9 protein-coding genes are annotated in these 10,463 nt (G+C 70.7%); 5 read left to right on the forward strand and 4 right to left on the reverse strand.

Features of this window, described 5'->3' with window-relative positions; all coding sequences use genetic code 11:
• A partial coding sequence (locus tag VHB27_RS01550; RefSeq protein ID WP_325597011.1) for a DUF6065 family protein occupies positions 1 to 685 on the forward strand: 685 nt, incomplete at its 5' end.
• A gap of 122 nt (positions 686 to 807) precedes the next feature.
• Positions 808 to 1,986, forward strand: a complete 1,179-nt coding sequence (locus VHB27_RS01555) for an MFS transporter (protein WP_325597013.1) — start codon at positions 808 to 810, stop codon at positions 1,984 to 1,986.
• A 6-nt stretch (positions 1,987 to 1,992) separates the two neighbouring features.
• Here the strand turns inward: VHB27_RS01555 and VHB27_RS01560 are convergent, their stop codons facing one another.
• The 4 genes from VHB27_RS01560 to VHB27_RS01575 form a co-directional block, all read right to left on the reverse strand.
• Complete coding sequence (locus VHB27_RS01560; protein WP_325597015.1) at positions 1,993 to 3,768, reverse strand: alpha/beta hydrolase domain-containing protein; 1,776 nt, start codon at positions 3,766 to 3,768, stop codon at positions 1,993 to 1,995.
• Positions 3,765 to 4,418: a 3-oxoacid CoA-transferase subunit B gene (locus tag VHB27_RS01565; protein WP_325597017.1), complete on the reverse strand. Its 654-nt coding sequence runs from the start codon at positions 4,416 to 4,418 to the stop codon at positions 3,765 to 3,767. Before VHB27_RS01565 ends, VHB27_RS01560 begins: the two co-directional genes overlap by 4 nt.
• A 27-nt stretch (positions 4,419 to 4,445) precedes the next feature.
• Positions 4,446 to 5,102, reverse strand: a complete 657-nt coding sequence (locus VHB27_RS01570) for a 3-oxoacid CoA-transferase subunit A (RefSeq protein ID WP_325597019.1) — start codon at positions 5,100 to 5,102, stop codon at positions 4,446 to 4,448.
• Between the two features lie 103 nt (positions 5,103 to 5,205).
• Positions 5,206 to 6,030, reverse strand: a complete 825-nt coding sequence (locus VHB27_RS01575; protein ID WP_325597021.1) for a tetratricopeptide repeat protein — start codon at positions 6,028 to 6,030, stop codon at positions 5,206 to 5,208.
• 187 nt (positions 6,031 to 6,217) lie between these two features.
• Between VHB27_RS01575 and VHB27_RS01580 the strand changes: the two genes are divergently transcribed.
• The 3 genes from VHB27_RS01580 to ligD all read left to right on the forward strand — a co-directional run.
• Positions 6,218 to 7,132 (forward strand): fatty acid desaturase, encoded by a 915-nt coding sequence (locus VHB27_RS01580; RefSeq protein ID WP_325597024.1) that lies wholly within the window; start codon positions 6,218 to 6,220, stop codon positions 7,130 to 7,132.
• Positions 7,129 to 7,872 carry an aspartate/glutamate racemase family protein gene (locus tag VHB27_RS01585; RefSeq protein WP_325597026.1) on the forward strand — a complete coding sequence of 248 codons (744 nt, stop codon included), beginning with the start codon at positions 7,129 to 7,131 and terminating at the stop codon, positions 7,870 to 7,872. Before VHB27_RS01580 ends, VHB27_RS01585 begins: the two co-directional genes overlap by 4 nt.
• A 116-nt stretch (positions 7,873 to 7,988) precedes the next feature.
• Positions 7,989 to 10,463 (forward strand): DNA ligase D (ligD, locus tag VHB27_RS01590; protein WP_325597028.1); only part of this gene is annotated, 2,475 nt, incomplete at its 3' end.

Here is a 10,463-nt window from a genome sequence, read left to right on the forward strand (position 1 = left end):
GATGCGAGCGGTCCGGTACTGCGAGGCAGTGACGAGCGCCACGGCGTTCGGCTGGTGGGTTTTCGCGCCCATCGACCTGGAGCTGCTGTGGGACGGTTCCGAGGTCTTCTGGCGCTGCGACGCGGCGCCGGACTGGATGCCGCTGCAGCCCTCGGCGCAACTGCCGGACTACATGGCGGAATTTGACGCCGTCGCCCCGGCCGCGCTGAAGGGCTGCTCGCCGCCATTCCTGACGGCGCTGCCGGAGCCGGGCGCCCTGCAGATGTGGACCGGCCTGATCGCCGAGACCGCGCCCGACTGGCACCTGCTGGTCCGCGCACCTGCCAACATGCCGGGCGCGGGCGGGGTGTGCCTGTTCGAGGGGATCGTCGAGACCGACCGCTGGTTCGGCCCCTTGTTCGTGAACATGCGCTTCACCCGCAGCCACAGCCCGATCCGTATCCGCGCGGACTATCCGCTGGCGCAGGTACAGCCGATGCCACGGGACTGCTATGCCAACGAGACGCTGGAACGGATGGCCGTCACCCCGGGCCCCAAGGCGCTGACCGACGCGCAGTGGGAGGCCTATCACGACACGATCGTCGAGCCGAACAGCCGGCCAAATCGCGCCTATGGCGCCTATGCGGTGGCCGCGCGCAAGAAGCGCCATGCCTGCCCCTATGCCGGAGCACAGGTCTCGGCGTGATCGCCTGATATTGCCATCCGCGCCATTCTGGCGCAGCCACGCGGTCACTGATCGCCTGGACCGCCTCTCTTGTCTCCCGTCGCCGCCGTTCCGCCCGGGCATCATCGCCCGTGAATCCCTGGATGTCCCTTCTGCGCGCGCCGGGGTTCCGCGGCTATTGGCTGGCGCTGCTGCTGAACAATCTCGCGAGCTGGTGCGTTATCGCGGCGCTGCCGATCCTGGTCGCTGACCGTTTCGGCAACGGCATGGCGCTGGTCGTCAGCCTGGGGTTGCGCGTGTTGCCCAAGGTCGTCCTCGCCCCCTTGGCCGGAGCGCTGTTGCGCCGCGCCGGTCCGGTGCGGGTCGCAAGCGTGGCAATGGGCGTGCAGGCGCTGCTGACCGCGAGCCTGCCCTGGGCCGGCAGCCTGCCGCTCCTGCAAGCGCTGATCGCCGCGATCGGCACCCTGGACTTGTTCGTCACGCCTGGCCTGCTGGCGTTGCGTGCACCCGTCACGCCGCCGGGGCGGGAGATGGCGGGCAACACGCTCTATTCCGTGGCGGACCGAGCGGCGAAGGTCGTGGGGCCGGCGCTGGGCGGGATGGTGACCGCCGTGGGGGCCGAGACGGCGTTCGCGCTGTTCGCCCTGATGACCATGGCCGCGGCCACGGCCGTGCTGCGGCTGGTCGCACTGCCCTTCGCCGGCGGCAGAAAGGCGCGTGACCGGACCGGCGGCGTGCGGATGTTCCTGTCGCTCCTGAAGGACGGGCAGATCGCCGGCCTGCTGGTCGCGGCGGTGACCTACAGCGTCATGATGGGCGGGCTTCGGCCTTTCCTGTTCTGGGCCAACCAGGACTGGTTCGGCGGATCGGATTCGGCCTGGACCCTGCTCTTGGCCGCGCAGGGTGTGGGCGCGCTGATCGGGGCCCTCGTCTCGGCCGTGTTCGTAGGCCGGCTGTTGCGCCATGTTTCGGCCTATACGCTCAGCCTCGCCACCGGGCTGCTGGAGGGCGGGGTCCATCTCCTGCTGCTCTGCGCGCAATCGGCGCCGCAGGCGATGCTGCTGCTGGCTCTGGCCGGAATCCCCGAGATCGTGTCGACCGCCGCATGGTTCACCACCGTCCAACAGCGCCTGCCGGTCGAGCGCCAGGCGGTGCTGTTCACCTTCTCCGCGCCGCTGTGGGACCTGGCCTTCGCGGCCGGCACCTTGTCGGCAGGGCTGCATGCGCAAGGGATGCTGTCGCTGTCCGGCTACTGGGCGGTGGTTTCGCTGATCTCCAGCGCGCCGCTGCTGCCCTTGCTGGCGTTCCGCCGCACTGACTGAGGCGCACTAGCCGAACGTCGCGGCATCCTCCGCCAGCAGCAGCCGGTCGGCGCGCAGCGCCTCGGCCGCGGCCTTCAGCCGGCCGGACCGCTCGCCGCGTGTCGCCAGGGATGCGCGCGGGTCCGCGCCGCGTTCCGCCTCGGTCGCCGCGAAGGCCAGGAAGGACCCGTCGCGGTCCGCCAGCTCACCGTCCGGATACGGCGCCTTGTAGACGTTCCAGCCGGTGAACGTCCCCAGCGGTACGGCGATGTCCGGCAGCCTTATCCCGCCGATTTCGTTTCCATCGGCATCAACCTGCGGCACCAGCGCGCCATACCGCCGCTCGGCCGGCTTCGGATCGGTCCAGTCGCCGAGCGGCGCGGCGTCGCAGGCGTTTTTCGGGCGCACCATGCCAGGGATCGCCGGGAACGCCACGCGATCCGCCGGCACCAGCGAGCCGTCCGCGATCCGCGGCACACGCGACGCCGGAGGGTCCTTGCCCTCCGCCACCCACGCGTCCAGCGCGACCAGCAGCGCCCGCACCGCGGGCATCGGGTCGTGCCAGTTGCGCGGATGCGCGCACGGGCCGGCGTCGCGCGGCATGCCCGCCTTGCCGGCATGCTGGGACCCGGCGATCAGGAAGGTCCGCACGTTGGCCGGCGGCTCCACATCGCGCTGCCCCAGCGGATCGGTGTGCAGCAGCGACGCGCCTTTCTGCCAGTATTCGGTGGAGGTGTTGGTCTCGATCAGTTTCGGGTCCGTCGCGTCTCCGCGCATCACCGAACCCGACAGGCCCGTCAGCGGATCGTCCATCGGCGCCGCCGAGAACGGGAACGCCACTTCGGGGAAATCATGATCCTCGTGCCAGGTGCGGGTGCGGAACGGCTGGCCGAACGGGGTGTTGTGGAACACTTTGCCGATGCCCGCGACATGCGTATAGACGCCGTCGAACACCCGGCGTCCGTCCTCGTCCGCGTTGAAGCCCTGCCAGAGATGGTCGCGCAGGTAACGTCCGGCCTGCGAGATCCCGAAGGCGAGCGTGTGCGTGACCGGCCGGCCGACCAGGTCGGAGCGGCGGACATGGCTGACGACGTCGCGCGTCGCCGCATAGCCGATCCCCAGTACGCGCGGCTTCGTCGCCCGATAGCGCACCTCGTAGATCGATCCGGTCTCGATCGGTTCCCGCAGCCGAACCGTCCGGCCGTCTATCGTTTCACTCGCAACGGACCGGCGGTCCCCGGCCTGCGTCCGCCGCACGGTCACCGAGGCCGCACCGACCGCGTCGTAGGACAGCTTGAACGCCTCATGCACGCCAAGCCGCGTGCCGGAGACGAACTCCTCCCGGATCGGCTGGACGATGCCCTCGATCACCGGCACCTCCAGCGACAGGCCCGTCGCTTTCGGGGCGACGGGGTCCCAGCCGGACCACAGCATGCTGAACCCGCGCTTCAGCGGCAGCGCGTTGCCCAGGTCGGCGGCCGAGGCGGGCTGGTTGCCCGCCGCGCCGGCGCACAGATTGGCGAAGATCATGATGCGGCCGCGGTTGTTGACCTCATACAGCAGCCGCCCGTTGCCTTTCGCCGGATCGGCGGGGCACAGCAGGATGAAATCCGATCTGTAGCCGACCCGGCCTGCTGGGTCGCGCGGCGCCTTGTCCAGCAGCGCGATGCCGGCGTTGCCCGGATGGGCGGGGTCCAGCGCGCCGGTCGCGGTCCCCTCGATCCGCACATAGGCGCCGGTATCGCCGAAGGACGCGCCGCCGGCGAAGGGCGAGCGGGATTTGATTTCGATGCCAACGATCATTGCCAGTGCAGCTCCGCCTCGCTGCGTGCCTGCAGCGCGTCCCGGGTCAGCCCCGGCACCATGTCCAGCACCGTGAAGCCGTGCTCCGTCACCTCCAGCACCGCCAGGTCGGTATAGACCCGCTTCACCACCCCTTTCGCCGTCAGCGGGTAGGAGCAGAGCTTGCGGATGCGCGACCCGCCATGGCCCTTGGTGACATGCTCCATCGCGACCCAGAGCCGCTTGGCGCCGATCGCCAGGTCCATCGCCCCGCCCACCTGCTTGATCGGCTCGTTTGGCGAGCGCGCCCAGTTGGCGAGATCGCCGCTCTCCGACACCTCGAAGGCGCCGAGCACGCAGAGGTCGAGATGGCCGCCGCGGGCGATGGCGAAACTGTCGGCGTGGTGGACGAACGCGCCGCCGGTGCGCAGCGTGATCGGCTGGGTGCCGGCGTTGACCAGGAACGGGTTGACGTCCTCGGGCGCCGGGGCGGGGCCGGCGCCGATCACTCCGTTCTCAGAATGGAAGATCACCTCCCGGTCGAGCGGCACGAAATCCGCCACACCGGTCGGGATGCCGATGCCCAGGTTGACGAACCAGCCTTCGGGAATGTCGCGCGCGATCCGTTCGGCGATGCCGGCGCGATCGAGCGGGGCGAAGGTTTCACTCATGACGATCTCCTCTCGGCCGGCCTCTTGTCAGGCGGGTATGTGGACCACGCGATGCACGAACACGCCGGGCGTGTGGACGTTCTGCGGGGCGATATCGCCCAGCTCGACGCGGTGGCGGGCCTGCACGATGGTCAGGTCCGCTGCCATCGCCATGACCGGGTTGTAGTTGCGCGCGCTCTCGCGGTGCGTGAGGTTGCCCCAGCGATCGGCCTCCCACGCATCGATCAGCGCGACATCGCCGCGCAGCGGATATTCCAGCAGGCAGTTGCGGCCGTTGATGACGCGGGTCTCCCGCCCCTCGGCCAGCAGCGTGTCGGCGCCGGTCGGGGTATAGAACGCCTGCACGCCGGCGCCCGCGGCGCGGATCCGCTCCGCCAGCGTGCCTTGCGGCACGATCTCCAGCTCCAGCTCCCCTTTCTGGAACAATGTCCCCGCCACGCTCGCCGCCCGGACGAAGCTGCAGATCAGCTTGCGCACCCGGCCCGAGGCCAGCAGGTCGGCGATCGGGCCATCGTCGCGGCCGCCGGCGTTCAGCACGATGGTCAGGTCGCGCGCGTCCTGGTCCACCAGGCCCTGCATCAGCGTCTCGGCCATTCCGTTGGCGAAACCGGCGATCAGCACGGTGGACCCGTCCCGGATGCCGGCCATCGCGGCGGCGACATCGGGTACGAACTTATCGATCATGGGGACCCTGCTTTTATGGACGTTCCCGGCATCCAAGCGTGGAAACGCCAAGCTGGCAATGTCAGCGGGCCGTTCTCATTGGCCCGTCTTCACTAGCCCGTCCTCATCGGGCGGGCGGGCCGACCTCCAGAAGCGACAGGTTCTGCTGGGCGAGGTCGGCGGTCGTGCTGTTCGGGTCGACCCCCAGGGCATGCTGCCAATCGGCGCGGGCGCCGGCGACGTCGCCTTGAAGCTGGCGCACGATCCCGCGTTCGAGCAGCGCGTCCGCGTCATCCGGATCGATCGCCAATGCGCGGCCGACGTCATCCCGCGCGAGGTCCAGTTGCCCCAGCTTCCGCCGCACGGCGGCGCGCGCGACCAAGGCCTCGGTCCGGTCCGCGTCCAGGTTCAGCGCGGCGGTCAGGTCGGCATCCGCGGCCGGGTAGCGGTGCAGCGCGTCCTCGGCCTGGGCGCGCATGATCAGCAACGCCGCGTCCTGCGGCGACAGGACCAGCGCCTGGGTCAGGTCGGTGGCCGCCTGGTCGGCCTGCATCACCATCAGCCGCGCCTGCGCCGCCTGTCCCAGGACGATGGCGCGGGCGAGCGGCGGGGCGGTACTGGCGCCGGCCAGTTGCTCCAGCACCTCGGCACCCTGGTCGGGCTTGCCCAGGGCGATCAGCGCCAGACCGCGGCAATGCGCGGCCCCCTCGCTGCCGCCGGCGGCCTGCAGGGCCTCGGCGAGACCGACCGCGCCGGCCGGATCGTCGGCCAGCGTCGCGAGGCAGTGCTCGTAGCCTTGGCCCTGGGCGATGCGCGGCGGGAATGGCGGCACCGGCAGCACGGTGTCGTCCTCGGGCGGCGGTGCGCCGGGCGTCAGGGCGTACCAGGCGCCGGCGCCCCCCAGGATGACGATCAGAGCCGAGGCCAGGACTGCGATCCACCGGTTCATGCCGGTCTCTTAGCCTGTCTTGGGGAAATCCAGAAAGCCATTCTGCCCGGTGGGAAATTCGTCGGCGGCCGTCCGTCACGCGGAAACCGGGCGCCGCAGCATTGTTTCATCTTGCGCGCCAGGTTTCCCGCGGGTCCAATGCCGTGACGCGCTGCACAATCCAGGCGCTCATCGAAAGGAACCGGCGATGGCGGAGCTGTCCGAGCGGGTGCTGACGATCGCGGAGCTGCGGTCCCTGCAGGGGCGGTCGAACCTGCGCGGCGGCGTTCGCCTGGGGATCCACCTGGCCTTGCTGGCCGGGGCGGGCTGGTTGGTGGCGATCGCGTCCGGGCCGGCGACCATCCTGGCGGTATTTGGGCTGGGCCTGGTGCAGGTGGCGCTGTTCGCCCCGGCACACGAGACGATGCACCAGACCGCCTTCGCCTCCCGCCGCGCCAATGCCGTCGTGGGGTGGCTGACGTCGTGCCCCTCGCTGCTGAACTGGCATTTCTATACCGCGTACCACCTGGCGCATCACCGGCACACGCAGGTCCTGGGCCTAGACCCCGAACTTGCCGGCCCGTCTCCCGCCACGCGTGGGCAGTATGTGGCACGGGTGCTGGGCGTGGTGTTCTGGCGCCTGCGGCTGGGCGTGCTGTGGGATTGCCTGCGCGGCGACCTGAGCCGCTACCCATACGTCTCCCAGGCCGCCGCGCCGGTGATCATCCGCAGCGGCCGGGCGATGGCGGCCGTCATGGTGGGGGGATCGGTGGCCTCGGCCTGGCTGTTCGGCTGGACGACACCGTTCCTGTTCTGGATCGGGCCGCAGCTTCTGGGGCAGCCGCCGTTGCGGGCGTATCTGCTGGCGGAGCACACCGGCTGCACCCAGGACCGCAACGGCCTGACCAACACCCGCACGACCTTGACCTGGGCCCCGGTCAGGCTGCTGATGTGGGACATGCCCTACCACGCCGAACATCACCTGTTTCCGTCGATCCCGTTCCATCGGCTGAAGGACGCGCATGCGATGATCCGCGACCGCCTGGCGTATCTGCAGCCGGGTTACCTGCGGTGGAACGCCGCGTTCGTCCGCTCCTTGCCGCGCGACGGCGCCGGCGCATGAGGATCCTGTTCGCCAACCCCAACAGCTCGGTTTCCGTCACCGACCGCATCGCCGCCGTCGCGCGTGCAGCCGCCAGCCCGGGGACCGAGGTCGTCGCCGTCACCGCCCCATATGGCGTGCCCTATATCGCCACCCGCGCCGAGGCGGTGATCGGCGCCCGTGCGGCGCTGGAGCTGCTGGCGGAACACGGTTCCGGCTGCGACGTCGCCGTGATCGCTGCCTTCGCCGACCCCGGCGTCGGCGGCGCCAGGGAGCTGTTCCCGTTCCCCGTCATCGGCATGGCGGAGGCGGCGATGCTGACCGCCTGCATGCTGGGCCGCCGCTTCTCGATCGTCACCTTCGCGACGGCGATGGAGCCCTGGTATCGCGAATGCGTGGACGACAACGGCCTGTCGCAGCGCCTGGCGAGCATCCGCTGCGTGCCCGGCGGCTTCCGCGACATCAACACGGTACAGGAGGAGAAGGGCGAGGAACTGGTCGCCGCCTGCCACGATGCCGTGACCCGGGACAATGCCGATGTCGTGATCCTGGGCGGCGCGCCGCTGGCCGGACTGGCCGGCGCGATCGCCCATCGCGTGCCGGTGCCGGTGGTGGACGGCGTCGCCGCGGCAATGCGCCAGGCCGAAGTGCTGGCGGCCCTGAGACCCCGCAAGGCGACGGCCGGCACGTTCCGAACGCCGGACGCAAAACCGATCTCCGGCGTGCCGGAGCCGCTGCGAAAGGCGTTCATGCGCGACTAAGACGGGGGATCGTGGGTCACTGCCTGCGCCGGTCGGTCTGCGGCCCCGCCCCATGGCCCGGTGTGAGCCCTGTCGCGGGTGTGGAACCCGACGCCATTCCCGCTCATTATCCCGGAATGGCAAGGACCAAAGCGGCATCCGACCTTCCCGTGTACCGGGCGAAGCGTGACTTCACGGTCACGTCGGAACCCTCCGGCGCCGAACGGTCCCGGGGCCGCGGGCGGAACGCGCCGATCTTCGTGGTGCAGAAGCATGCGGCGCGGCGGCTGCACTGGGATTTCCGGCTGGAGCATGGCGGGGTGCTGTGGAGCTGGGCGGTGCCGAAAGGCCCCTCGGCCGACCCCGCGGACAAGCGCCTCGCGGTCCATGTGGAAGACCATCCGCTTGCCTATGCCGATTTCCAGGGCACGATCCCGGCGGGCCAGTACGGCGCGGGAGAGGTGGAGACCTGGGACCGCGGCACTTGGGAGCCGAAGGGCGACCCGGAAAAGGGGCTGGCCGACGGGGAGCTGAAATTCACCCTGCGGGGGCAGCGGCTGAACGGCGGCTACGTCCTGGTGCGCCTGAAGCCGCGCCCGAGGGAGCGGGCGGAAAACTGGCTGCTGATCAAGGAGCACGATCCGGACGAGCAGCCCGGCCATGACGCCGGGGCGCTGGAGCGGGAAAAGCCGCTGCGGAAAAAGCGGCCGGCGAAGGACGGCGGCCCTGCGTCGAAGGCGGTCGCCAGGCCCGCGCCGGGAGCGGTCAGGGGGATCGTGCCCGAAACCCAGAAAGTCCAGCTCGCCAGCCTGGCCGAGGAGCCGCAGGCGGGCGAGGGCTGGCTGCACGAGATCAAGTTCGACGGCTACCGCCTGCTGCTGTTCAAGTCCGGCGGCGACGTGCGGATCATGACCCGCAACGGCCAGGACTGGACCGGCCGCCTGCACGCCATCGCCCAGGCGGTCGCCCGCCTGAAGCCACACGACCTGGTGCTGGACGGCGAACTGGTGGCGTTGCGCGCGGACGGCGTGTCCAGCTTCCCGCTGCTGCAACAGGCGCTGTCGGAGCACAAAACCAGCCGGCTGCTCGTCTATGTCTTCGATCTGCTGCAGCTCGACGGTTGGGACCTGCGTCCCTGCCGCCTGGATGAGCGGAAGGCGCTGCTGCGGGACGTCGATGCCTGGCGCGGGAGCCTGCGCTACAGCGACCATCATGCCGGGCAGGGCGCGGCGATGCGCCGCCAGGCCTGCGCGATGGGGCTGGAAGGCGTCATCGCCAAGCGGGCCGACGCGCCCTATCAGGCCGGCCGCGGGACTGCCTGGCTGAAGCTGAAATGCCGGGGGCGGGAGGAGTTCGTGGTCGTCGGCTGGACGCTGCCGGAGGGATCGCGGACCGGCCTCGGGTCGCTGCACCTGGGCTACTACGACGATGCCGGTTCGCTGCAATACGCCGGGGGCGTCGGAACCGGGTTCAGCGACCGCGAATTGGCGGCGCTGCGCCGGCGGCTCGACGGGCTGGGCGCCGCCGACCCACCGGCGATGCTGCTGTCGGGCGACCCGCCGGAGCGTGGAATCCGCTGGGTCAAGCCGGAACTGGTGGCCGAAGTGCAATACGCCGCCTGGTCCGGCTCCGGGCGCGTGCGGCACGCGGTCTATCTGGGGCTGCGCATGGATAAGCCGCCGCGCGAGGTGACGCGGCCGCCGGCCGATCCCCAGGCGCCTCGCCGTCCCTGGCCGGGGGCGGGCGTGGTCGGACGGATCGTGCGTGGCCCCGCCGTGCCGCCGCGGCGGCGGGAAGCCGCCAGCCGCGTCGCCCCGCCGTCGCGGATCGTATCGAACCAGGGGAGCCATCCAGGGGACCATGCCGTGCACCTGACCCATCCGGACCGCCAGCTCTGGCCGGGGATCACCAAGCAGGACCTGGCAGATTACTGGGACGCGGTGGCGGATGCCGCGCTGCCGGAGATCGCCAACCGGCCTCTGGCCTTCGTTCGCTGCCCGGACGGCATCGACGGGGAGCATTTCTTCCAGAAGCACCCAAGCCCCGGCTTCCCGGCGGCGATCGGAGCAGGGGAGGCGGACGGCGCCCCCTACCTGGTCCTGCACGACGCCGAGGGCCTGCGCGCCTGCGCCCAGATGGCGGCGATCGAGTTGCACGGCTGGGGCGCCACGCTGGACGATCCGCTGCATCCGGACCGGATGGTCTTCGACCTCGACCCCGGGGAGGGCGTCGCGTTCGACGAGGTGGTGCAGGCCGCGCTCGATCTGCGCCGGCGGCTGGAGGCGCTGGAGCTGGCCTGTTTCTGCCGCACGACGGGCGGCAAGGGGCTGCACCTGGTGGTGCCGCTGCGCCCGGCGGCGGACTGGGAGGCGGTGAAGGCGTTCAGCCGGCAGTTCGCCGAAGCGCAGGCCGGTCGGGAGCCGGATCGTTTCGTTTCTGTCGTATCGAAAGCGCGACGGCGCGGCAAGATCCTGATCGACTGGCTGCGCAACGGTCTTGGTGCCACGGCCGTCATGTCGTTTTCACCCCGGGCGCGACCCGGCGCCGGCGTGGCGACGCGGCTGCACTGGCGGGAGGTGAAGGCAGGCCTGGACCCGGCGGCCTTCAACCTG

It is taken from the genome of Rhodopila sp., assembly GCF_035548235.1.
GTDB lineage: Bacteria > Pseudomonadota > Alphaproteobacteria > Acetobacterales > Acetobacteraceae > Rhodopila.